The 22,076-nt window shown below is 67.3% G+C and carries 17 protein-coding genes; 10 read left to right on the top strand and 7 right to left on the bottom strand.

Going from position 1 to position 22,076, the window contains the following annotated elements:
- Nucleotides 1–63: 63 nt before the first annotated feature.
- Nucleotides 64–1,662, top strand: a complete 1,599-nt coding sequence (locus tag LuPra_RS20595; protein ID WP_110172492.1) for an ABC-F family ATP-binding cassette domain-containing protein — start codon at nucleotides 64–66, stop codon at nucleotides 1,660–1,662.
- Nucleotides 1,663–1,736: 74 nt separating this feature from the next.
- Nucleotides 1,737–4,223, top strand: a complete 2,487-nt coding sequence (locus LuPra_RS20600) for an ATP-binding protein (protein ID WP_110172493.1) — start codon at nucleotides 1,737–1,739, stop codon at nucleotides 4,221–4,223.
- Here the strand turns inward: LuPra_RS20600 and LuPra_RS20605 are convergent.
- Both LuPra_RS20605 and LuPra_RS20610 read right to left on the bottom strand, forming a co-directional pair.
- Nucleotides 4,189–4,992 (bottom strand): hypothetical protein, encoded by an 804-nt coding sequence (locus LuPra_RS20605; RefSeq protein ID WP_110172494.1) that lies wholly within the window; start codon nucleotides 4,990–4,992, stop codon nucleotides 4,189–4,191. The genes LuPra_RS20600 and LuPra_RS20605 overlap by 35 nt on opposite strands.
- A 77-nt stretch (nucleotides 4,993–5,069) precedes the next feature.
- A complete protein-coding gene (locus tag LuPra_RS20610; protein ID WP_237050643.1) occupies nucleotides 5,070–5,606 on the bottom strand; it encodes an EVE domain-containing protein in 537 nt (178 codons plus the stop codon).
- Between the two features lie 193 nt (nucleotides 5,607–5,799).
- Between LuPra_RS20610 and LuPra_RS20615 the strand changes: the two genes are divergently transcribed.
- Nucleotides 5,800–8,772 carry a discoidin domain-containing protein gene (locus LuPra_RS20615; protein ID WP_162271458.1) on the top strand — a complete coding sequence of 991 codons (2,973 nt, stop codon included), beginning with the start codon at nucleotides 5,800–5,802 and terminating at the stop codon, nucleotides 8,770–8,772.
- A 354-nt stretch (nucleotides 8,773–9,126) separates the two neighbouring features.
- Nucleotides 9,127–10,671 carry a reprolysin-like metallopeptidase gene (locus LuPra_RS20620; RefSeq protein ID WP_157899482.1) on the top strand — a complete coding sequence of 515 codons (1,545 nt, stop codon included), beginning with the start codon at nucleotides 9,127–9,129 and terminating at the stop codon, nucleotides 10,669–10,671.
- Nucleotides 10,672–10,847: 176 nt separating this feature from the next.
- Here LuPra_RS20620 and LuPra_RS20625 read toward each other — a convergent pair whose 3' ends face one another.
- Genes LuPra_RS20625 through LuPra_RS20635 form a run of 3 tightly spaced genes read right to left on the bottom strand, consistent with a single transcriptional unit; the run spans nucleotide 10,848 to nucleotide 13,965 of the window.
- On the bottom strand, nucleotides 10,848–11,366 hold the full coding sequence (locus LuPra_RS20625; RefSeq protein WP_110172497.1) for a VOC family protein: 519 nt from the start codon (nucleotides 11,364–11,366) through the stop codon (nucleotides 10,848–10,850).
- On the bottom strand, nucleotides 11,363–12,949 hold the full coding sequence (locus LuPra_RS20630) for a GMC oxidoreductase (RefSeq protein WP_110172498.1): 1,587 nt from the start codon (nucleotides 12,947–12,949) through the stop codon (nucleotides 11,363–11,365). The genes LuPra_RS20625 and LuPra_RS20630 overlap by 4 nt, the downstream gene beginning before the upstream one ends.
- Nucleotides 12,949–13,965, bottom strand: coding sequence for a Gfo/Idh/MocA family protein (locus tag LuPra_RS20635; RefSeq protein WP_110172499.1), 1,017 nt, complete (start codon nucleotides 13,963–13,965; stop codon nucleotides 12,949–12,951). Before LuPra_RS20635 ends, LuPra_RS20630 begins: the two co-directional genes overlap by 1 nt.
- A 59-nt stretch (nucleotides 13,966–14,024) precedes the next feature.
- On the opposite strand from LuPra_RS20635, the gene LuPra_RS20640 reads away from it, so the two are divergent.
- The 3 genes from LuPra_RS20640 (at nucleotide 14,025) to LuPra_RS20650 (ending at nucleotide 17,009) form a co-directional block, all read left to right on the top strand.
- On the top strand, nucleotides 14,025–15,503 hold the full coding sequence (locus tag LuPra_RS20640) for a glycoside hydrolase family 71/99 protein (RefSeq protein WP_157899483.1): 1,479 nt from the start codon (nucleotides 14,025–14,027) through the stop codon (nucleotides 15,501–15,503).
- Between the two features lie 3 nt (nucleotides 15,504–15,506).
- Nucleotides 15,507–16,004, top strand: coding sequence for a DinB family protein (locus tag LuPra_RS20645; protein WP_110172501.1), 498 nt, complete (start codon nucleotides 15,507–15,509; stop codon nucleotides 16,002–16,004).
- Between the two features lie 222 nt (nucleotides 16,005–16,226).
- Nucleotides 16,227–17,009 carry an SDR family NAD(P)-dependent oxidoreductase gene (locus LuPra_RS20650; RefSeq protein ID WP_201792162.1) on the top strand — a complete coding sequence of 261 codons (783 nt, stop codon included), beginning with the start codon at nucleotides 16,227–16,229 and terminating at the stop codon, nucleotides 17,007–17,009.
- A 43-nt stretch (nucleotides 17,010–17,052) separates the two neighbouring features.
- Here the strand turns inward: LuPra_RS20650 and LuPra_RS20655 are convergent, their stop codons facing one another.
- Complete coding sequence (locus tag LuPra_RS20655) at nucleotides 17,053–17,742, bottom strand: DUF2959 domain-containing protein (RefSeq protein ID WP_237050645.1); 690 nt, start codon at nucleotides 17,740–17,742, stop codon at nucleotides 17,053–17,055.
- Between the two features lie 38 nt (nucleotides 17,743–17,780).
- Nucleotides 17,781–19,253, bottom strand: a complete 1,473-nt coding sequence (locus tag LuPra_RS20660; RefSeq protein WP_110174797.1) for a sulfatase family protein — start codon at nucleotides 19,251–19,253, stop codon at nucleotides 17,781–17,783.
- Nucleotides 19,254–19,283: 30 nt separating this feature from the next.
- Here LuPra_RS20660 and LuPra_RS20665 point away from each other — a divergent pair, with 30 nt between their 5' ends.
- From LuPra_RS20665 to LuPra_RS20675, 3 genes are all read left to right on the top strand, one after another.
- Nucleotides 19,284–20,651 carry a cystathionine beta-synthase gene (locus LuPra_RS20665; RefSeq protein ID WP_157899484.1) on the top strand — a complete coding sequence of 456 codons (1,368 nt, stop codon included), beginning with the start codon at nucleotides 19,284–19,286 and terminating at the stop codon, nucleotides 20,649–20,651.
- Between the two features lie 200 nt (nucleotides 20,652–20,851).
- Nucleotides 20,852–21,295, top strand: coding sequence for an antitoxin Xre/MbcA/ParS toxin-binding domain-containing protein (locus LuPra_RS20670; RefSeq protein ID WP_110172503.1), 444 nt, complete (start codon nucleotides 20,852–20,854; stop codon nucleotides 21,293–21,295).
- Nucleotides 21,288–21,995 (top strand): RES family NAD+ phosphorylase, encoded by a 708-nt coding sequence (locus tag LuPra_RS20675; RefSeq protein WP_234800486.1) that lies wholly within the window; start codon nucleotides 21,288–21,290, stop codon nucleotides 21,993–21,995. Before LuPra_RS20670 ends, LuPra_RS20675 begins: the two co-directional genes overlap by 8 nt.
- The last annotated feature ends 81 nt before the right edge of the window (nucleotides 21,996–22,076 follow it).

Consider the following 22,076-nt stretch of genomic DNA (forward strand, 5'->3'; position numbering starts at 1 on the left):
ATCGCCGATCACACAGACGCGGAGTACAATGGGAAGTTTGCGGCGGGTGCCGCGAGGGTCCCCATGATTGCAGTCCACGGCGTCTCCATGCGGTACGGGTCGAAGGTGCTCTTCGACGATGTCACCACGACCTTCTCTGCCGGCAGGCGTTATGGCCTCACGGGGCCCAACGGCGCCGGCAAGTCCACCTTCATGAAGCTCCTCACGGGTGAGCTCCAGGCGCAGAAGGGGGCGGTCACGCGACCGCAGAAGCTCGGCGTGCTGCGCCAGGACCAGTTCGCCTTCGACGAGTTCCGCGTCGTCGACACGGTGATCATGGGCAACGCGCGCCTGTGGGCGGCGCTCGAGGAGCGCGATCGGCTGTACGACAAGGCCGACATGACCGACGAGGACGGCATGCGTCTCGGCGAGCTCGAGGGCATCGTCGGCGAGGAGGACGGCTACGGGGCGGAAAGCGACGCGGCCATCCTGCTGGCAGGCCTCGACATCCCCGACGAGTTGCACGAGCGGAAGATGAAGGAGCTGCAGGGCGGCCAGAAGGTCCGCGTGCTGCTCGCGCAGGCGCTCTTCGGGCAGCCGCAGGCGCTCCTGCTCGACGAGCCGACCAACCACCTGGACCTCGACTCGATCCACTGGCTCAAGGACTTCCTGGTGCGCTACGAGGGCGCGTTGATCGTCATCTCGCACGATCGGCACTTCCTCAATGCGGTCTGCACGCACATCGCCGATATCGACTACCAGACGATCATCACGTACACGGGTGGCTATGACGACATGGTCGTGGCCAAGACCCAGATCCGGTCGAAGATCGAGGCCGACAACGCGCAGCGTGACAAGAAAATCACCCAGCTGAACGAGTTCATCGCCCGCTTCTCGGCGGGCACCCGTTCGAGCCAGGTGACCTCGCGCAAGAAGGAAGTCGAACGCCTGCAGACGACCGAGCTGGCGCGCTCGAACATCCAGCGCCCGTTCATCAAATTCGGCATCGAGCGGCCGTCGGGCAAGCTCGCGCTCGAATGCAAGGGCGTATCGAAGGCGTACGGCGACCTCGAGGTCGTCCGCACCTTCGAAACGATCGTCAATCGCGGCGAGAAGATCGTGATGGTGGGCCGCAACGGCGTCGGCAAGACGACGCTGCTGAAGGCGCTGCTGGCCGACGCGCCCGGCGTGGACGCCGATCCCTCAGCGATCGACGCCGGGCAGGTGCGCTGGGGCCACGAGGTCTCGGTCGGCTACTTCTCGCAGGACCACACCGGCGCAATTGCGCACGGGACCACGGCGGTCGAGTGGCTGCACTCGTTCGCGCCCGATGCGCCGCGCCAGGACATCCACGGCCTGCTCGGGCAGATGCTCTTCAGCGGCGAAGAAGGCCACAAGCCGACGGCGGCCCTGTCGGGCGGCGAGACGGCGCGGCTGCTGTTCTGCCGATTGATGCTGCAGAAGCCGAACGTGCTGGTGCTCGACGAACCGACCAACCACCTCGATCTCGAGGCGATCAACGCCCTCAACATCGCGCTGCAGAAGTACGAAGGCACGGTGTTCCTCGTCACGCACGACGAGGACCTGATCGACGAGGTCGGCACCAGGGTGTGGCACTGCACCCGTGACGGCATCGAGGACTGGAAGGGCACGTACGAGGAGTACGCCGCGGCGACCCATTAGGACCCCGTCCCCTCGGACGAGTTCGGGTGATAGCATGCGGGCTGCGTCGTTCGAGCGCAGCCGGTCTGGCGCCCATGTCCGCACCCGCGACGGGAACTTCTCCTCGTTTCGTCGTTCCTCTGGGCCTCGCGATCACGGTCGTCGTGGCCGCGATCTACTTCGTCACCTCTCACCTCAGTGCCTTCTGGGCCACGAGTGGCCAGGCATCGTCGCCGATCTTCCCCGGGGTTGGCGCGGCGCTGGCCGCCATGATCCTGTTCGGCCGGCAGTACTGGCCGTCGATCTTCGCCGCCCGGCTGCTGGCCTTCTGGCTCGCCGGTAGCGATCGCGAGCCGTGGCTGATGGCTGCGATTGCCGGCGCCAACACCCTGACCGCGTGGGCGGGAGGCTGGGGGCTCGCACGATGGGGCCGCCTGGATCCCGCGCTCTCACGCCTGCGCGACGTGCTGTGGCTGGGCCTCGGCGGGGGCCTCGGCAGTTCGATGATCGGCGCCACGGTCGGTGTCTCGGCGATGGCCCTTGCGGGCGACGTGTCGTCGGCCAACTACATGGGCACGTGGATGCGCTGGTGGGTGGGCAGCATCGGTGGTGTGCTCGTCGTGACGCCGCTCGCGCTGGCCTGGGGTGCGGGCGATCCGCTGCCACGGTCGACGCGCTACTGGGCACACCTGCTCGCGTGTGTGCTGGCCGTGTCCGGGGTGAGCGCGTGGGTCTTCTTCGGCGCGCCGTCTGCGCTCGGTCGCACCTGGATCGTCTGGCCGGTGCTCCTCTGGAGTAGCCTCGCGTTCGGCGTGCGCGGTGCCACCCTCGCGCTGCTCCCCGCCACCCTCATCAGCGTCGCCGGCACGATCATGGGCACCGGCGTGCTCGCGCGCACCCTCGAGCAGGACGTGCGGTTCGTGCTGCTGCAGCAGTTCCTCATGGCCGCTTCGTTCACCTGCCTGGTGCTCGCCGTCGTCGCTGACGAACGACGAGGCAAGCAGGTGCTGCGCGATCGAGAGCAACGCCTGCACCTCGCCCTGGCAGCGGCACGGTCATTCGGATTCGAGGTCGAACCCGAGAGCGGCGCCGTCGTGCGGACGTCCGAATGCGCGGAGATCCTCGGCCTCCCCGCTGACGAGGCGGTGCGGGGAAGCGCGCCTACTTTCCTCGCGGGCGTGCACGAGGACGACCGCCAACAGTTTGCCGACGTGCTCACGCGCATGACCCCGGATCACCCGGGCGCACGCCTTGCCTATCGCTTCCTTCGCCCTGATGGTCGTGTCGTGCACATCGAGGAGAGTGCGACGGCGACATTCGACGACAAGGGGCGCATCGCACGCATCGTCGGCGTGGCGATGGACGTGACCGATCGCCGTCTCGCGGAGCAGGAGCGTGAGGCATTGCTGGTGCGCGAGCAGGCCGCCCGCCTCGAAGCGGAACAGGCGATGCTGCTGCGCGACGAATTCCTCGGCACCGTCTCGCATGAACTGCGGACGCCGCTGAATGCCATCCTCGGTTGGGCGCAGATCCTCCAATCGGGACCGCGCACCGCGGATGCGCTGCAATCGGGGCTTGCAACCATCGCCCGCAACGCTCGCCTGCAGACGCAGCTGATCGATGACCTGCTCGACCTGAGCCGGATGAGCGCCGGACGACTACGGCTGGATGCGCAACCCGTGGACCTCGCGACGGTCGTGCGCGATGCCGTGTTGGCGGTGACTCCAGCGGCATCGGCCCGCAACGTGCACGTCCAGCAGGACGCCACGCCGGTGACGCTCCTGGTGATGGGCGACGCCGAACGCTTGCAGCAGGTCTTCTGGAACCTGCTCGTGAATGCCGTCAAGTTCAGCGAGCCGGGAGGCCAGGTGCGCGTGCGCATCGACCAGGATCACGAGGGACATCGCGTCCGTGTCAGCGACACCGGCAGGGGCATCGCGGCCGACTTCCTGCCGCACGTATTCGACCGTTTCCGGCAGGCCGATGGCTCGACGACACGCCGGCATAGCGGCCTTGGGATCGGCCTGGCGCTGGTGCGGCAGCTCGTCGAATTGCATGGCGGAAGGGTGGCGGCCGAGAGTCCCGGCGAAGGGTGCGGCGCCACCTTCACCGTACACCTGCCCTCGTGGCGATCGTTGCCGTCGCTGGCCGCACCGGGCGGCGACGTCGCGTCGTCCCCCACATCACCGCCGCGGACGGGGCTGACCGTACTGGTCGTCGACGACGATGCCGATACGCGAGATATCGCCAGTCATTTTCTCGAGGGCGTGGGCGCACGCGTCGTGACCGCCACGAATGCGGACGAGGGCCTTCGCCTGCTGCGCGCCGAACGTCCTGACGTGGTGGTGGCCGATATCGGCATGCCGGGCACCGACGGGTATGCGTTCATCCGTGCCGTGCGCGCACTGTCGCATGACGATGGCTGCGAGACGCCGGCGGTCGCGCTGACAGCGCTGGTGCGCGAAGAGGATCGGCGGCGCGCGATCGAGGCCGGCTTCCAGTCGCACCTGGCAAAGCCGATCACCCGCGACGCCCTCGTCTCGACAATCAGTCTCCTACACCCACCTCGAAATCGAGCGTGAGCACGCCGGGCGCGGCGTCGACGCGGACGTGCTTCACGAGGCGCGCCAGCATCGCCAGGTCCAGCCCCGCGGCAGGCAGACGCGCCTGCCCGAGATCGCCGGCCGCGGCATCTGCGACAGCCTGGGCGATCAGGTCGTTGAGCAGCGTCACCGGCACCGGAATCGTGCCGGTCAGCCGCGCCCCGGTCAGCGCGGGCAGCCCGGTGGCCAGTTGCTGCTGTATCCAGGACTGCAATCGTCCACTCTCGGGCATTGGGCGGTCTTCCTCTCGGCGAGGGCGGGGAACGAATGTCGGCTCGGCGTTCGCGTCCACGACATGGAATCCAAACGCCAGTTCCAGGCCATTGGGTGTCGACGTACAGGTGGCGTGCGCGAGATGCGGCCACAGCGGCGCCAGGTCGGAGAGCAACGGTATGTCCGCGAGCGAGATCTGGACGAGGCGCCCCGACACCTGCACGAACGGCGGGAGCGGCACGAAGCGCAAGCCCAACGCGACCAACTGCGATGCCAGTTCGACCGTGACGATCGGCGAAGGGCGGAGCGCCACCAGGCGCTGCAGTCGTGCGTTCACGTGCAACGAGCCGTAGCGGATCTGCACGCGCTGATCCGGACCCAACGCGACACGTGCACCTGCGGGCCAACCCGGCAACAGGGGCAGCAGCTCGTCCACGACCCGGTGGTGCACGGGCAGGACGCCGTGCACCATCGCGCCGCGCAGTCGCGGCAGTCCCGCATGGACCTCGCCGAGCAGCCGCTCGATCAGACTCATCGTTCTCTCCCCAAAGCACGTCAGGGGCCAGTCGGAGTGATGTTGCCGGCCCAGTCGCTAGTGCGCAGGCGTCGTGATCAGGGCACAGCGCTTCCCAGTGTCCGGACGATCTCGTACTCGGCGCGAGTGACGGGCTGCACGGACAGCCGACTTCCCTTCTGGATCACCATCATGTCCTCGAGACCGGGAGTCTTCTTCAACGTCTCCAGCGGAATCGTTGCGGCGAATCGCGCGACGAACCCGATGTCCACCATGAACCACCGTGGCGCATCGGCAGAGCTGCCTTCGTCGAAATACTCGTGTCCGGCGGTCCAGGCAGTGTGGTCGGGATAACCAGCGCGGACAACCTCGGCCAGCCCGGTGACACCCGAAGGGTCAGCATTGGAGGCATAGAACAACACTTTGTCGCCGACCTGCATGCCGTCGCGCATGAAGTTCCGGGCTTGGTAGTTCCGAACGCCTTCCCAGCTCGCACGGCCGTCACGATCAAGATCGTCGATGGTGTAGGCGGCGGGCTCGCACTTCATCAACCAATACCGTATGGCCATCGGGTACTTTTCCTCCATTGAAGATTTATCAGCCACAACTGCACGTCGATGGGGGCAATTCGCCATATCGCGAGCACCCGTTATGAAATAGACCGTTACCCATCAGCTGGCTTGGCATTCCAAAGTGTAATTTCTACCTCGATTTTTTGACATGACGCATGGTCGTGACGTGAACGCCTTGTGTCATCGGAACGACTTCATGGCTCAGCATGTGCATAGCAGCCCGACAGCGTGTCTTTTTACCGCACACGCGAGCAAAATGTTCCGATACATCACCCTCCCAGCACTCGTCGTCACGCTTGCCGCCACTTTCATCCCCGCTCAGGTCGTCGCCCAAACAGTCCCTGACCTTCTGATTGCGCCGCGCGCACCCGCGGCTCCCAGACGGAACGGACCTGCGCGCCGCCTGCGAAAGGCGGGCATCAACCTGGGCGCGTTGGACTCCGCCACGGTCCGGCTTCAGCTCTTCGATGACGTGGCGCTGACGGTCAGTCGCACCAGGGAATATCGCCCGGCCAGCGACAAGCTGGTCTGGATCGGTCACGGCCCGGATGGATCCCAGGCCGTGCTGAGCGTGGTTCGCGGCGTGGTGACCGGCACGGTGTTTTTCGACAACCGCACCTTCGAGGTCACGATCGACCCGGATGGCGAATATACCGTCGCCGAACTCGACCCGGCCGCGTTCCCGCCCGACGACCCGATCGACCCTGCGCAGCTACAGATTCTTGACGCACCGGTCGACGGAGCGGCCGACCCGCCAATCGCCAACGCGGCGGCGAGCGGGGCGGTACAGGTCGACGCGATGATCGTCTGGACGCCGAACGCCGAGGCCGCCGCGGGCGGCCGCGCGGCCATGGAGAGCCTCGCTCTCGCCTCGGTCGCCAACGCCAACCTGGTGTACGCCAACAGCGGCATCAGCGCCCAGCTCAATCTCGTGTACGCCGCGCCGGTGTCGTTCACGGAGACGCCCACGTCGATCTCCACCGACCTGAGCGCCCTCCGCGGTACCAGCGACGGCTTCATGGACCAGGTGCACACGCTGCGCACGCAATACGGCGCCGACGTGGTGACCTTGATCGGCGAGGGCTATCGCGCGAGCGCTTGCGGCATCGCCTACCTGATGTCCACGGTGAGTACGTCTTTTGCGAGTAACGCATTCAATGTCGTCGACCGCACCTGTGCGGTGGGCAATCTGTCATACGCGCACGAAAACGGTCACAACCAGGGGCTCAATCACGACGCGGCCAACGCCAGCGGCACGGCGGCCTATTCGTACGCGTTTGGTTACCAGAGTCCGTCTGGGCTTTTCCGGACGGTGATGTCGTATGGCAGCGCGGTGCGGATACCGTTCCTGTCCAGTCCGACCGTGTTCTACAGCGGCCAGCCGACCGGCACCTCGAACGAGAACAACGCCAGAGCGCTCACCAACACCATCTCCACGGTGGCTGCGTTCAAGGCAACCACAAGTGCCCCGGCGCCGCCGACTTGCACGTACGCGGTGTCCACGACGTCAATCACCTTTCCGGCTGCGGGCGGGTCGCAGTCCGTGTCGGTCACCGCGCCGTCAGGCTGCAGCTGGCAGGCGGCCGGCGATGCAGCCGCCAGCTGGGTCAGCCTCAGCACGTCCGGTGGATCGGGCAGCGGGACGGTGACGGTCAGCGCGGCAGCCAACGCCGGCGCGGCGCGCAGCGCCATCGTGACCATCGCCGGCCAGGCGGTCGCGATGGGCGAAGCGGCGGCCGTCACACCGCCAGCGGGTGGAGGCGTCAACGTCGCGGCGGCCAGTGCGGGCGCCACGGCATCGGCGTCGACGACCTATCCCGGCTACGGCCCCGCCGGAGCGATCAACGGCGACCGTCGAGGCGCCAACTGGGGCGCGGGCGCCGGCTGGAACGACGCCACGCCGGGCAGCTTCCCCGACTGGCTGCAGGTCGATTTCGCGGGCACCAGGACCATCAGCGAAGTCCGCCTCTTCAGCGTCCAGGACAACTACAGCAATCCGGTCGAGCCGACCACCACGCAGACCTTCAGCCTCTACGGCATCACCAGCTTCACCGTGCAGTACTGGGATGGCGCGCAGTGGCTGACCGTCCCCGGCGGCGCCATCATCGGCAACCAGCACGTCTGGCGCACGGTCACGTTCCCGGCCATCAGTACCTCGCGGATCCGGATCGTGATCACCGGCGCGAGCGACAGCTACAGCCGCCTCACCGAGGTCGAGGCCTATGAGACCGCCGCGCCAGTGGTTCCGTCGGGCAGCAATGTCGCGGCGGCCAGTGCGGGCGCCACGGCATCGGCGTCGACGACCTATCCCGGCTACGGCCCCGCCGGAGCGATCAACGGCGACCGTCGAGGCGCCAACTGGGGCGCGGGCGCCGGCTGGAACGACGCTTCGGCCGACAGCTACCCCGACTGGCTACAGATCAACTTCGCCGGAGCCAAGACGATCAGTGAAGTCCGCATCTTCACCGTCCAGGACAACTACACCGCCCCCGTAGAGCCAACCCCCACCCAGACATTCTCGTCCTACGGTGTCACGGGCTTCACGGTGCAGTACTGGGACGGGGCACAATGGGTGACCCCTCCGGGCGGCACGATCATCGGCAATCGCAACGTCTGGCGCACGGTCACCTTCCCGGCTGTCACCACCGCCCATATCCGCGTCCTGGTCACGGATGCCCTCGGCGCCTACAGCCGCCTCACCGAAGTCGAAGCCTATGAGAGTGGCGCGGCGCCGGCCCCGGCGCCCGCACCCGCGGGGTCGCTCAACGTCGCCGCCGCCAGTGCCGGCGCCAATGTCTCGGCCTCCACCACCTACAGCAGTGCCTTCAGCCCGGCCGGGGCCATCAATGGCGATCGCAAGGGCAGCAACTGGGGCGCGGGCGGCGGCTGGAACGACGCCTCGGCCAGCAGCTACCCAGACTGGCTGCAGGTTGACTTCGCCGGAGCCAAGACGATCAGTGAAGTCCGCATCTTCACCGTCCAGGACAACTACACGGCCCCCGTAGAGCCAACCCCCACCCAGACGTTCTCGTCCTACGGTGTCACGGGCTTCACGGTGCAGTACTGGGACGGGGCACAATGGGTGACCCCTCCGGGCGGCACGATCATCGGCAATCGCAACGTCTGGCGCACGGTCACCTTCCCGGCTGTCACCACCGCCCATATCCGCGTCCTGGTCACCGATGCCCTCGGCGCCTACAGCCGCCTCACTGAAGTCGAAGCCTACTGAACTGGTAGCCCTTCCATCAGGTCCGTAACACGCCAGGGCCGCGTGCTCACACAAACGTAATGAGCACGCGGCCCTGGCCTACTCTTGACGGCACCATCTATAGTTATCAGCGCAGTAATGCCTCTGAATGCCTAAATGACACATGTTTAAAGCCAATTGTGTCTATCACAATGTTATGAAGAGCTGGAGTCAAGTGCGTAAAGCGTAATTTATACGTCGCTTTTTCGACAGCCCACTCGCTCGACTGACCATGCAATTTCTGTAAGTTGTTGAAAACACAAGAGCGAAAGATTGGATCGGCGCATGCACATAGGGCAAGGCAAGCGTGCCTCCCCGCGTGCACACAACAAGCCCATGTCCAAACTATTCGCCCTCTCTCTAGTCCTCGGCATCGTTGCCACCACTGCTGCGGTCCCTGCCGCTGCGCAAACCGTTCCTGACCTGCTCGTGGCGCCCCAGGCGTCATCGGCGGCCAGTCGCCGCGACGTCCCGGCGCGCCGCGTGCGCAAGGCGCGGCTCAACCCTCTGGCGCTCGATTCAGCCACCATGCGCCTGCACCTGTTCGACGACGTGCAGCCGACGATGAAGCGGAAGAAGCTGAGTCGCCCGTCGTCAGACACGATGGTCTGGGTGGGCGATAGTGAGAACGGTGCACAAGCGGTGCTGGCCGTGGTGCGTGGCGTGCTCACCGGCACCGTCTTCGCCGACAGCCGCACGTTCGAGATCAGCATCGATCCCGACGGGCAGTACAGCGTCGCCGAACTGGATCCCGGCGCCTTCCCCACCGACGATCCCGTCGTCGATGATGTGCGGTTCGAGATTCTCAATGTGCCGGACGGCTTCGTCGAGGACGCTGCGAGCGTGGCCGCGCCGACGGTCGCGTCAGTCCTCAGCGGAACGCCGGTGCAGATAGACGTGATGATCGTCTGGACGCCGCGGACCGAAGCCGCAGCAGGCGGTCAGGCGGCCATGGAAAGCCTGGCCCTCGCGTCGGTCGAGAACGCGAACCTGGTCTACGCCAACAGCGGCGTGAACGCGCAGCTCAGGCTGGTGTATGGGGCCAAGGTGAACTGGGTCGAGACCGACATCACCAACGACCTGTATGCGGTGCGCGGTACCGGTGATGGCAAGCTCGAGGAAGTCCACACGCTGCGCACGCAGTACGGCGCCGACGTGGTGAGCCTGATTGGCGAAGGCTATGTCTCCGCGGGGGCCTGCGGCATCGGCAGTCTGATGAGCACGGTGAGCACCTCGTTTGCCAGCAATGCCTTCAACGTCGTCGACCGCACCTGCGCGGTCGGCAATCTGTCGTACGCACACGAGGTCGGCCACAACGAGGGCCTGCACCACGACCCGGCCAACGCGAGCAGCACGCCGTCAGCTCCTTACGCATACGGGTACCAGGATCCATCGGGCTTCTTCCGCACCGTGATGTCGTACGGCGGCGCGACGCGTATCCCCTACCTGTCGAGCCCGGCCAATCAGTACAACGGCATCGTGACCGGTACGCCGAGCCAGGACAACGTCCGCGCCCTGAACGCGACGATCGGCACGGTCGCTGCCTTCAAGAGCACCAGCGGCGGAACCACCACGGCGCCACCGCCGGCGCCCACGCCTACCCCATGCACCTACAGCGTCTCGACGACCTCGCTGACCTTCCCGTCAGCGGGAGGCTCCAAGAGCGTGACGGTGACGGCACCGAGCGGCTGCAGCTGGAGTACTGCCAACGACTCCGCCAGCACGTGGGTGAACCTGAATACCGCCGGCGGGTCGGGCAGCGGCTCGGTGACGGTCACGGCCGCGGCCAACACCGGCTCGGCGCGGAGCGCCACGGTGACGATTGCTGGAAAGACGGTCGCGGTCAGTGAGAGTGCCGTGAAGACCAGGGGCCGTAAGTAGAGCTGCGGGCGACGACGCCCGACAGACGTGATAGCGACCGATGCCGGGTCCGGAACTCCTCCGGATCCGGCATCGTCGTTTCGGGGCCGATAGGATCGCCCTGCGGACCGGTGCCCGGCGCCCGGTTCCCGGCTCCCGATTCCCGGCTCCCGTTGCCCGGTTCCCGGTTCCCGTTCCTATCGGTAGTACTCCTTGTACATCCCGCGCCGGAACAGCCACCCGCCGAGCGGCCCGAGCCAGGCAAGCACGTAGTACATGTGCCGTAAGTCGATCATCTCGATCAGGTTGCCGTCGAAGTCGCGCACGAAGAAGAACCAGTGGCCGCGCGGTGATTGCTCGGGCGTGCTCACGATCTCGACGCCCTTGACCTTGAGATGGTCGTGCCACTTGTGGACATTGCGCACCTCGAAGCTGAAATGAGTCTGCCCGACGCGGTTCCAGGGAATGCGCTCCGGCGGCAGCTTCGGTTCGAACCCGAAGATCTCCAGCGTGGCGCCGCCGGGCACCCGGATCCAGCCGATCTTGCATCTGGGCACGTCATGGTCGTGCCCGACGCCGAAGAAGCTGCGAACACGCTCGGGTGGCGCATCCGACACCCCTACCAGGGGGCACCCGAACACGTCCGCGTAGAACTGCACGAAACGGTGGAAGTCGGACACGGTGATGCCGACGTGGCTGAACGACTGGACCTTCATGTGCGCTGCGCGGCCGCGGGCGCGACACCGGCGGCAGCGTCCTCCGGGAGGCGCAGGTCGGTGCGCCGAAGGTGATCGGCGACACGCAGCCCCTGCGCGACGATGGTCAGGCCTGGGTTGACGGCCGCCGACGAGGGGAAGAACGACGCGTCGACTACAAACAGGTTCGGGATGTCGTGGGTGCGGCAGTACGGGTCGAGCACGGACGAGACCGGGTCGTGCCCGAACACCAGCGTCCCGCACTGGTGCGTGGTGTTCTTGGCGCGGTGCGATGCCGTCATGACTTTCCACGCGCCAAGGCGCCGCAGCATGCGTGTGGCCTCGACGACGAGTTGCTCATGGGCAGCCACGTTGTTGGGTGTGTAGTCCAGGCGAATGCGGCCGTCTTCGGTGAGCGTGACGCGGTTGTCATCACGGGGCAGATCCTCGGACATGGCGAGCCAGTCCACGCCGCGCGCCACCCACGCGTCGTATGCCCACTCCGGCACCCAGGTCACGCGACCCGAGAACCACGTATCGCCGACGACCTTCGCCATCAGGCCATGGGTGCGGCCCTGCGACTGTATCTGTCCGAGTGGGTACGGAACGCCAGGGCCGCGCAGGTAGAAATCGTTCACCGCGACAGTCTTCTGGAAGACGGCCGTGTTGACGCGCAACGGATGGAAGCCCTGCATCATGGTCGCCAGGTGCGCCATGTAGCGTCGTCCGACGAGTCCGGACGAATTGGCCAGTCCCCGCGGATGCTGCGTGGTCGCCGAGCGCAGCAGCAGGATCGCCGAGTTGACGGCCCCACACGCGACGACGATCACCGGCGCTTCGACGCGGATCGTCTGTCCCTCGCGGTCGACCTCCACCGCCTCGACACGCGTGCCGTCGCGGGTGGTGAGCAGGCGGCGCGCCTGCGCATGCGTCCACACCGTCACGCCCGCGGCCGCCGCCGGGCGAACACAACAGACGTCCGCGTCGCTCTTGCGGTGGATGCGACACGGGAACGAGTTGCAGGTGTTGCAGAGCTCACAGCCTCCAGGCAGCCCTGGATCGATCAGCCCGAGCGGCAGCGGCGACGGGTGCAGTCCCTGGCGCTGCAGCCCCGCGATCACCGGTTGCATGGCCTCGGCATGCGGCACGGGCGGATGCGGATATGGCCCGCGCGGAGGCTCGGTGGGATCGGCGCTGGCCTCGCCGTGCACGTGGTAGAGGCGCTCCGCGATGTCGTACCACGGCGCGAGATCGTCGTACGTGATCGGCCACGCGGGCGAAACGCCATCGCGGTGTGCGATCTCGCCGAAGTCCTCGCGGCGCAGGCGATACAACACGCTGCCCCAGTACTTCGTGTTGCCGCCGACGTTGTAATGGGTATAGGGCTGGAACTCGAGGCCGTCGCCGTCGACCCAACGCTCGGACGTACGGTATCGCAGATCCTTCCACACCGCGGCCGGGCTCCAGTTCTCCGGCTCCGACGGGACCTCACCGCCGCGCTCGATCAGGAGAATGCGACGCCGCGTCGAGGCCAGCGCGTGCGCCAGCGTGCCGCCGCCCGCACCGGAACCGATGATCACCAGGTCGAAATCGTAGGTTTGCATCACGGGATATCTGGCGCCGCCGGATCGCCGCCCGTCGCGCGCGCCGTGACCATGATCTGCTCCATCAACTGCTGGTCCTCGATCGCGCGCTCGAGCCGCATCTCGGGCGGACGACCCGTGTGGATGCTCGCCACGAAGTCGCGATACATCGCCTGGTAGCCGCGGATGTCGCGGATGCCCGGCAGGATGAGTCGAGGAAACCTGCCTCGCCGACGCGCCACGATGAAGCCGCCGTTGGACTCGAACGTGATCACGCCGTCACGGCCGAACAGCTTGGAAAGCCGCAGCCCCCGCAGCAGCGAGGGGATCTCGCGCGAGTACGACAGCGTGCCGACGGCACCCGAATCGTATTCGAAGGCCACGAGCAGGCTCTTGGCGCGCCGGTCGGGCCCGCTTCGCGACACCGTCGGTCGGTACCCATGTGCACGCGTGATCCTCGGGCCGAGACTGCCCGCGACGTGCAGCCAGTGGATGCCCTCCTCGAAGAACGCGTCGCCGCCGGCCATGGCCTCGTCGTTGCGCCAGTCGTCCTCGGCCTTGAGTCGATGCGCGATCGTGGTGAAGTGCGCGAACACGAGATCGCCGACGACGCCTTGCGCCAGGAGGCGACGCAACGTCACCGCCAGCGGCTTGTAGTGATCGTTCTCGCCGACGATGACGATGCGGCCGGCCCGATCGCGGGCGTCACGCACGGACAGGTAGTCGGCCATCGCCGGGAACGCGGGCTTCTCGACGAGCACGTGCTTGCCGGCGCCGAGCGCGCGCAATGTCAGGTCGAGGTGGAAGCGCGGCGGGACCGCCACGACGACGGCGTCCACGTCAACGGCGTCGATGGCAGATGCATAGTCGGCAAACGCGGCCCTGCCGCCGAACTGCCGACGATAGGCCTCGGCCCGGGCTGGATCGCGACTGGCGAAGCTGCAGGTGACCTCCGATCCGAGCGCCCGCAGGTGCTGGCAATGGACCCTGGTGATGTAACCGCAGCCGAGGAACGCGACATGGACGGGACCGGGCATCAGTGCGCGGTGCCCCGGTGACGAGGCAACCCGACGAGTGTACGCTGGATCCCGACGTCATGGCTCGGACGCGACGCGCTTTCCTGACCGGTCTTGCCACCGTGGCGGCCGCCGCCATGCCCCCTGCCTGGCAGGCCGGTGCGCGGAGCGGCCCGGTGTGGACACCGCAGCCAGCGGCGCTGAGGGGCGGGCGCTGGCCACGCTCCCTCGCAGAGCGGCGGGCGCTCGGTCTTCCCGAACCATCGAGATACCGTCGCGGCACATCCTCGATCGGGACACCAGGGGCGACGGCACGCCCGCGGGAGCCGCTCCTGGGCCCATCGCTCGTCGACGAGCGGCGTTCGCGGGCGGTCCCGCGGAAACCGACGCTCCAGGCCCGCTTCCCGGATCTGCGCCGGCGATTCGTGTTCGAGTACTACCCGTGGTACGACACCGATCCGTGGTTCCACTGGAACGACGATGATCATGCGCCGCCGCTGGACGTGACGGCCTCCTCGATGCCGCGGCTCGGCGCGTACGACACCTACGACGTCCGGGTGCTCGAACAGCACGCGCGCTGGATCGCCGAGGCGGGAGTCGGCGCCATCAACCTGAGCTGGTGGGGCCGCGGCGACTACACGGACCTCGCGGTCCCGCGGGTGATGGACGTGATGCGCGATCACGACATCAAGGTCACGTTTCACCTCGAGCCGTATCGCGACGACCGGTCGCGCAACTACGCCGACGACCTGCTGTTCCTGCTGCGCGAGTACGGCGAGAAGCGGCGGTGGGACACGTTCCTGCTGCTGGACCAGGGCAATGGCCGGGTGGCGCCGGTCTTCAAGTCGTTCCGGACGATCGTGCCGAGCCAGGTTCAGGACTGCCTCGGACGCATCTTCGATGTGCCCGACTACACCGCCGACGGCGACTGGCGGCGACAGACCGACACCGCGCGCGAGGAGACGCGGCGCGATTTCTCGCGCCTGTTCCTGTTGGCGGACTCCCTTGCCGTCGACCGCATCGGGGCAGGCGGATTCGACGGGCTGGCGGTGTACGACAACTTCGTCACCCCACCGCAATGGACGCGGATCGCGCAGGACGCCAGCGACGTCGGATTGCTCGCGTCGTTCAACGTCAACCCCGGCTTCGACCGCTATCCGGACCGGCACCCACCACCGCCGCCCGAGGTGGATCCGTGCTACGGCGGCCCACTGGGGTTCGAACCAGGCGGCACGCACCCCGATTGGCGTGACGCGCAGGCGCGGATCGCCGCGCAGGACCTGGCGCTTGGCCGGATCACCGAGTCGTTCGCGGCCACGACCACCCTGCAGGCGCAGGACGGCTCGGCCAATGTCAGTCGTGGCTTCTTCCTGGCCTATGTCAACTCGTTCAACGAATGGCACGAGGGTTCGCAGTTCGAACCGGCCAAGGACTTCGCCGAGCTGACGCCCGACGAGCGCCGCATCGGCTACCACAATCCGCCGGATGGCCACGCGCGGCTGCGTCGGTTGCGGTCTCTGATCGACGGCCTCACGAGCCCCGCATCCGCCCAGGCTTGATGCATGGACCCGCACCTGCAACGAGCACTCACCGAGATCGAGGCTGCAACCCACGGCCTGTCGGGCGCTGACTGGCAACGCGCCCCCGCGGGTCACTGGCATTGCGCGCAAATTGTCGAGCACCTCGGCAAGGCATACGGCAGCACGGCGTACATCCTCGACAAGTGCGTGGCCGACGGTGCGCCCAAGGGGAGGCGGCCGTCCTGGCGGCAGCGCCTGTTCGCGACGATGGTCGTGAATCTGGGGTTCCTGCCATCAGGCGTGAAGGCCCCCGCGATGACCGTTCCCGGCGGACTATCGGGTGACGAGGCACTGGCCCTGGCACGGCGAACACTACAGGAACTCGACGCGGCCGCAGTGCGATGCGTGGACAGGTTCGGGGCAGGCGTCCGCGTGGCCAACCACCCGATCCTCGGCGGCTTCACCGTGGGCCAGTGGCGCCGCTTCCACTGGGTCCACACCCGCCATCACATGCGCCAGATCCTCCAGCGCCGACGGTGAGGAGGGCTCAGGCGCGCCTGCGGCGCCGCATGGCCCAGACGGCGAGCGCCAGGGGTCATCAACGACGATGTGCCGGGGGCGGGCACCGTCAGGTCCAGTGCCTCGCCCACGTGCACACCCTGGTAGCTGCCGGGGTGTCGTTTCCCCGCAAGCACTGAGTAACGTCGGCAGAGTGATGACGGCGCATGCGAGTGGCCCCTCTCGGCTATGATGCCGAACGCCGTGCACACACTCGATCACTTCCGCCTCGATGGACACCGCGCCTTGATCACGGGCGCCAGCCGCGGTCTCGGCCGCGAGATGGCGCTCGCCTTTGCCGACGTCGGCGCCGACGTCGTGATCACCGGTCGCACGCCCGAGACCCTCGAGCGCACGGCCGACGAGATCCGCGCGCGAGGGACGCAGGCCTGGACACGGGTCGTGGACATGGGCCAGCCCGAGGCGTGCGAGGCCGCGTGCGAGGCCATCCGTGACACGCTCGGCCGCATCGACATCCTCGTCAACAACGTCGGCAACCGTGTGACCGGCGGCGCGATCCAGGACGAGCCGCTGGCCACCTGGCGGACATCGATCGACCTCAATCTGATCAGTGTCGTGCTACCGACGCGGATCTTTGCCGCCGCCATGCTGGCTGACAAGCGGCCTGGCCGGATCATCAACATCGCCTCCATCAGCGGCCTGATCGCCAACCGCGGCATCGGCGGGCGCGACTACGAGACCAGCAAGGCCGCCGTCATCCACTTCACGCGCTGCGCGGCCGTGGACTGGGCGCCGCATGGCATCACCGTCAACGCGATCTGCCCGGGGCTCTTCATGACCGATGTCAACCGGGAGTGGAATGAACGCCGGCCGGACGTCATCGAGGCGTTCGTACGCAACGTGCCGATGGGGCGTGCCGGCGAACCGCGGGAGATCGGACCGTTGGCCGTCTACCTCGCGGGCGCTGGTGCGGCCTACGTCACGGGCGCCACCTTCGTGATCGACGGCGGCTACACGGCGTGGTAGTCAACGACCGGCACGGCCGGGACCGCGAGAGATCCACGGAGCCTCACGACGCGTGAGCCTCTCCCTGCGTCATCGCCTTCAGGTAGGCATCCGCTTCCCCGATGGCCTGCTGCATGTCGACGATGAGGGCATCCACGTCGCGTGACACGGCAGCGAGCTCCCTGGTCAGGGCGCCGAGCGCGCGCGCGTTCAGGTTGTGCTTGAGGAACAGCACGCGATCTCGCAACGGCTTGAGCACCGGATCGATCTTCTTCTCGACCTGCTCCATGCGTGCGACCAGTGCTTCCGTGCGGCGGCGCGTGTCGCGCAACTCGCGCTCACTCTCGGCGCGCAGGGTGCGGTCGGAGTACTTGCCGAGTTCGTCCTGCCATTCCTTGAACAGGTCCTTCGAGACGTCGCGGACGGCGTTGACGCGGTCGTGGACGTCCCTGGCCCGGTCTTCGCTCCGCTCGAGTTCCTTGTTCAGCCTGTTGTAGGTCTCCTCGAGCTCGCCGCCCTGCACGTCGACGATTTCCTTGAGACGTTCGAGCGCCGTCTTGAAGTCCTCTTGTGCCTTGACCTGGGACTCGCGCGCTTCCTTGACGCGCTTCACGAGGATGTCGCGCTTCTCGAAGCCGACCTTCTTCATGGCCTTGTAGTAGAGGCTGTCGCATCCCGCGAGCGCCGCGGCGCACCCAATCAGCAACGCCACCACCTGCCGCCGCATCCACGTCGTCGAGCCCTGCCCATGCATGCCCAGCAGTGTAGCGTGCAGTTCCAGTGTCAGCCTTTCTACCTGGCCGGCACGCGCGGAGGGACGGCGAGTGGCGGGCCGTAGTACGGGTACCGATCGTATCGATCGTCGTCGCTTGTCGCGCGCGGATCGCCGGTCGTCGACATCCAGGTGGCAAGGCGATCTCGCAGGCGACGCAGGGTGGGCGCGTGCGCGGGATCCTGCGCCACGTTGTGTAGCTGGCCGGGGTCGGCCGCCACGACGTACAGTTCCTCGGCTGGCCGCTTCGCCATCGCGTGCGTGCGGAATGCCGCGAACGCCGTCCCCTCACGCATCAACAGCTGCTTGCTCGGGCCATCGTCTATGTCACCGAACGGGCCCACCGAGTGGTGGAGTACGGGATCTCCGGCGGGCCAGCGATCCGGGCGGAAGTTGCGGACATAGAGATACTCACGACTGCGAGCGGCTCGAGACGGGTATGACAGATCGCCGGCGCGGACATTCGCGTGTCGTTCGCGCTCCAGGAAGGCCATGTCCCGCTCAGCTTCGCCCGAGCGGCCCTCGAGCACCGGACGCAGGTTCAAGCCTGTCATGTCGACAGGCACGTCGAGCCCGGCAGCCTTCAGAATTGTCGGCGCGAGATCGGTAAGCGTGACGATCGCGTCCGACACGTGGCCGGCACTCGCGACGCCGGGCCACCGTATGACGAGCGGCACGCGCGTACCCCCGTCGTAGAGTGTCGCCTTGGCGCCTGGAAAGGGCATGCCGTTGTCGGAGGTGACGATGAGCAGCGTACGGTCTAGCTCACCGGCCCCCTCCAGCGCCGCCACGAGCGCGCCCAGGTCGCGATCAAAGCGCTCGACCTCCGCCAGGTAGTCGGCCACGTCGCTGCGCACCTCGGGCGTGTCGGGCAGGAACGCGGGCACGCGCACGCGAGCCGGATCGACACCCGCGCGGGCCCCGCTGGCCACCTCGTAGGGTCGATGCGGGTCGCTGCTGCCAAACCAGTACGCAAACGGCACGTTGGCGGTGCGCGTGGCGAGAAAGGCCGGAAAGGATGCGTAGCGAGGACCGGCCGGATTGCGCGTCCGGCCACCAGGCTCGATCGAACCGGGCCCCCAACCCTTGCCGGTATGGCCGACGAGATAGCCCCGCGCCTCGAGCAGATCGGGATAGACCGCGAACCGCGACGGCAGATGACTCCAGAGTTGCGCGCCCTCGGCGAGCCGGTGTGGCGCCTGGCCGGTGAGCAGAGCCGCGCGGGAGGGGGTACACGAAGGCGCCGCCGTGAACGCGTGGGTGAAGCGCACGCCTTCGCGGGCGAGCCGATCATAGGTCGGCGTCCGTGCGGCCGGATCCCCATCGGCGCCGGTATGCGGCCAGGACCAGTCGTCGGCAATGGCCACCACCACGTTCAGCGGCGCGCGAGCTGCCCCGGAGCTCCGCTCTTGCGCGAGCGTCCCAGGTTCAGCCACGGCGAGGGCACCGGCGAGACCGGCCGACAGCAGCCGGAGGCTGATTTGTTCGCGCATGGGCGACAGCATAGGATGGAACGCGGAACCATGCTGCTCAACTCCATCCTCGACGCCATCGGCCGCACGCCCCTGATCAAGCTCAACCGCATGGGTGCACAACTCGAGTGCAACCTGTACGCGAAGTGCGAGTTCCTGAACCCGGGAGGATCGGTCAAGGACCGCATCGGCCTGTCCATGGTCGACGCGGCCGAGAAGGAAGGGCGCATCAAGCCTGGTGACACGCTGATCGAGCCGACCAGCGGCAACACGGGGATCGGGATCGCCCTGGCCGGCGCCGTGCGTGGCTATCGCGTGATCATCACCATGCCCGAGAAGATGAGCCGCGAGAAGCAGGTGGTGCTCGAGGCCCTCGGCGCGGAGATCATCAGGACGCCAACCGAGGCGGCGTTCGACTCGCCCGAGAGCCACATCAGCGTTGCGCGGCGGCTGCAGTCGCAGCTGCCAAACGCGCACATCCTCGACCAGTATGGCAACCCGCACAACCCGCAGGTGCACTACGACACGACCGCGCAGGAGATCCTCGACGATCTCGACGGCCAGGTCGACATGGTCGTGATCGGCGCGGGCACCGGCGGCACAATCACGGGCGTGGCGAAGCGGATGAAGGAAGTCAGGCCATCGTGCCGTATCGTCGGCGCGGACCCGGTGGGCTCGATCCTCGGCGGCGGCACCGATGTCGGCACGTACAAGGTCGAGGGGATCGGCTACGACTTCATCCCCGACGTGCTCGACAGGTCGATGGTGGACGAGTGGGTCAAGACCTCGGACCAGCCCTCGTTCCTGCTCGCGCGCCGGCTGATCCGCGAGGAAGGACTGCTCGTCGGCGGGTCATCCGGTTCGGCGATGTATGCCGCGCTGCAGAAGGCCAGCGGGTTACGCGCCGGCCAGAACTGCGTGGTGCTGCTGGCCGATGGCGTGCGCAACTACATGACCAAGTTCGTCGACGACAAATGGATGCGCGACAACGGGTTCTTCCAGACCCGCACGATCGACGCGCGCGTCGGCGACATCTGCAGCACCGAGGCCTCGTCGCGGCCGCCCCTGGTACTGGCCGAGGACACGCAGACATTGGAGCAGGTGGTGCAGGTGATGCGCACGCGCGGCATCTCGCAGTTGCCGGTGACCTCGGGGGGCGTGCTCGTCGGCATGGTGTCGGAGGCCGACGTGATGGCGTTCTTCGGATCCGGTGAAGGGACCGCGCAGGCGCTCGTGTCGAAGGTGATGAACCGCTACGTGCCCGTCGTCGGCGCGCAGACGCCGATCTCCACCCTCGAGGAAACGCTCCGGAAGAGTTCGGCGGTCGTCGTGGTCGATGAGGCTCGGCACCCGATCTCGATCCTGACGCGGATCGACCTGCTGCATTTCCTGCTCGAGCGCGAGCACGCCCCCGCGTGACGCATTCGCGGTCGTACATGCTGGCGCGGCGCATGACGGCACCACCACGCCAGACACGAGCTGGCGGCACGAATTCGCGATCGGGCTCGCCTGGCGGTTCGGTGGCGCGCAGGCCGGCTAGGATAACGCGACGTCGCCAGCCAGTGTCTCCGAATCCATAGCCATTGACATACAGATTCGGACCACTGTACCGTTGACGCATGGCCCCCGCGCACGCCCGCCCCCGCTACCCGCGCACCGCGGTCCCGGCTGTCGGGCTCCCCGACCTGAGCACGCGGGAGACACGTGAGCGCCTGAGCCCGGCGGCGCTGCGCGGTTTCTTCTCGATCATGGACCGCTGGCAGGTGCGTGACGACATCGCACGGCAACTGCTCGGCGGCATCTCCAATGGCACGTTCTACGAGATGAAACGGGATGCATCGCGCGTGTGCTCGGCCGACGAACTGACCCGCGTCTCGTACCTGATCGGCATCTTCAAGGCGCTCAACGTCCTCAATGGAGAGGCGCTGGCCGACGCGTGGATGCAGTTGCCGAACATCAATCGCCTGTTTGGCGGCGGCACGCCGCTCGAGTACGTGACGCGAGGCGGCATCCCGGCAATGGACCAGGTCCGGCGCCTGCTGGACGCACGACGTGGTGTCTGAAGATGCGGTGCTGCCGCGCACACACGAGGTGCGTGTGCGCGACGCGCATCGCCTGGTGCCTTCCCGTTACAGTGACGAGAGCGTCCTCACCAGGCTGACGGCCGACGTTGCCGACCTCCAGGCGCTGTTCGAACTGGATGGCGCCACCAACGCCCGGCTGGTTGCGGAAACACGCGGAGTCGCGGGTATCGGACCCGACGAACTCCTGGCCGGTGTCCCCTATGCCCACATCGTGAATGCCGCCTTCTGCCATCCGCTACCGGAAGGGGGCCGATTCAACGGCCCGGAGCGCGGCGCGTGGTATGCCGGGCTGGCGGTCGAGACGTCTCACGCGGAAGTGGCATTCCACAAGCAGGTGCAACTCGAGGAGATCGGCTGGAACGCACGCGAGGTGGTCACCTACGATGACTACCTCGCCGACGTGTCCGCCGACGTGCACGACGTGCGGCGCGATCGACGCTTCCGCGGATGCCTGGCGCCCGACTCGTACGTGGCCAGTCAGGCGCTTGCCGAACGCCTCCTCCTTGCGGGCTCGCTCGGCATCGTCTATCCGAGCGTGCGACACGCCGGCGGGACCTGCCTCGCCTGCTTCAGGCCGGCGATCGTCACCCATGTCCGGCGTGACGCCACATGGCGCTTCACCTGGGAGGACGGCGCGCTCCAGGACGTCGCGCGTGAGCGGCGACGCACCCGTCGCTGACACGACGCCGCGCGTCACGGCACCGCGCGTCACGACACCGCGCGTCGACCTGAAGGTCGACGCCTACAAGTTGGTCGTTAC

The sequence above is a fragment of the Luteitalea pratensis genome (assembly GCF_001618865.1).
Classification (GTDB): domain Bacteria; phylum Acidobacteriota; class Vicinamibacteria; order Vicinamibacterales; family Vicinamibacteraceae; genus Luteitalea; species Luteitalea pratensis.

What these genes read in the sequence shown, in the direction of transcription:
- LuPra_RS20595 (WP_110172492.1), top strand. Translation starts at nt 64, where the DNA reads ATGATTGCAGTCCACGGCGTCTCCATGCGGTACGGGTCGAAGGTGCTC.
- LuPra_RS20600 (WP_110172493.1), top strand. Translation starts at nt 1,737, where the DNA reads ATGTCCGCACCCGCGACGGGAACTTCTCCTCGTTTCGTCGTTCCTCTG.
- LuPra_RS20605 (WP_110172494.1), bottom strand. Translation starts at nt 4,992, where the DNA reads ATGAGTCTGATCGAGCGGCTGCTCGGCGAGGTCCATGCGGGACTGCCG.
- LuPra_RS20610 (WP_237050643.1), bottom strand. Translation starts at nt 5,606, where the DNA reads ATGGCGAATTGCCCCCATCGACGTGCAGTTGTGGCTGATAAATCTTCA.
- LuPra_RS20615 (WP_162271458.1), top strand. Translation starts at nt 5,800, where the DNA reads ATGTTCCGATACATCACCCTCCCAGCACTCGTCGTCACGCTTGCCGCC.
- LuPra_RS20620 (WP_157899482.1), top strand. Translation starts at nt 9,127, where the DNA reads ATGTCCAAACTATTCGCCCTCTCTCTAGTCCTCGGCATCGTTGCCACC.
- LuPra_RS20625 (WP_110172497.1), bottom strand. Translation starts at nt 11,366, where the DNA reads ATGAAGGTCCAGTCGTTCAGCCACGTCGGCATCACCGTGTCCGACTTC.
- LuPra_RS20630 (WP_110172498.1), bottom strand. Translation starts at nt 12,949, where the DNA reads ATGCAAACCTACGATTTCGACCTGGTGATCATCGGTTCCGGTGCGGGC.
- LuPra_RS20635 (WP_110172499.1), bottom strand. Translation starts at nt 13,965, where the DNA reads ATGCCCGGTCCCGTCCATGTCGCGTTCCTCGGCTGCGGTTACATCACC.
- LuPra_RS20640 (WP_157899483.1), top strand. Translation starts at nt 14,025, where the DNA reads ATGGCTCGGACGCGACGCGCTTTCCTGACCGGTCTTGCCACCGTGGCG.
- LuPra_RS20645 (WP_110172501.1), top strand. Translation starts at nt 15,507, where the DNA reads ATGGACCCGCACCTGCAACGAGCACTCACCGAGATCGAGGCTGCAACC.
- LuPra_RS20655 (WP_237050645.1), bottom strand. Translation starts at nt 17,742, where the DNA reads ATGCATGGGCAGGGCTCGACGACGTGGATGCGGCGGCAGGTGGTGGCG.
- LuPra_RS20660 (WP_110174797.1), bottom strand. Translation starts at nt 19,253, where the DNA reads ATGCGCGAACAAATCAGCCTCCGGCTGCTGTCGGCCGGTCTCGCCGGT.
- LuPra_RS20665 (WP_157899484.1), top strand. Translation starts at nt 19,284, where the DNA reads ATGCTGCTCAACTCCATCCTCGACGCCATCGGCCGCACGCCCCTGATC.
- LuPra_RS20670 (WP_110172503.1), top strand. Translation starts at nt 20,852, where the DNA reads ATGGCCCCCGCGCACGCCCGCCCCCGCTACCCGCGCACCGCGGTCCCG.